This is a genomic window from Pseudoalteromonas sp. P1-7a, assembly GCF_001401855.1.
In the GTDB taxonomy this organism is placed as follows: Bacteria; Pseudomonadota; Gammaproteobacteria; order Enterobacterales; family Alteromonadaceae; genus Pseudoalteromonas.
Genome location: NZ_LKDU01000091.1, coordinates 1 through 609 on the forward strand (window position 1 = coordinate 1; position 609 = coordinate 609).

A 609-nucleotide genomic window follows, 5' to 3' on the forward strand; every position below is an offset into this window, starting at 1 on the left:
CTACTTCACCTGAGCCAGAGGCTGTGGCTTCATTGCCAGCGGCATCGCTTACGCTTGCACTTACTGTGTAGCTGCCCTCAGCAAGCACTTGTGAGGCGGCCACACCCCAAGTGCCATTCGCACCGAGTGTCGTTGTCACCGTATGTGTCACGTTATTACTATCGGTGATCTCTACCGTCACGGTGCTGCCCTGTGGTGCATTCGCTGTGCCGGTAATCGTCGGTGTGGTGTCGTTTGTTACGCTTAGCGTATCCACTTCAATCGCTGGTATGGTGGTGTCAATAATACCGGTTTCGCTCGCGCTGCCGATATTCCCTAGACCATCGTCTACTTCGGCGGTGACCGTGTATTCGCCTTCAGCTAAAGCACTTGGTGCATCAATGCTCCAGATGCCACCGCTGACTGTAGTGGTGGCGGTGGTTTCAACGCCTGCACTGTCTACAAATGTAAGGCTAATCGTGGTGCCATCGGCTGCATCGCTTGTTCCGCTAATAGTGGGTGTGGTGTCGTTGGTATCTACCAAGGCATTAATGCTAATGCTTGGCGCGGTGGTGTTCAGTGTTGCGGTTTCACTAACCGTGGTGGTATTACCGGCGTTATCGCTCACGC

1 protein-coding gene is annotated in these 609 nt (G+C 54.0%); it reads right to left on the reverse strand.

Translation table 11 applies throughout. The features are described 5' to 3' along the window. Positions 1–609: Ig-like domain-containing protein (locus AN389_RS19585; protein ID WP_200911317.1), on the reverse strand; the 609-nt coding region annotated here is incomplete at both ends.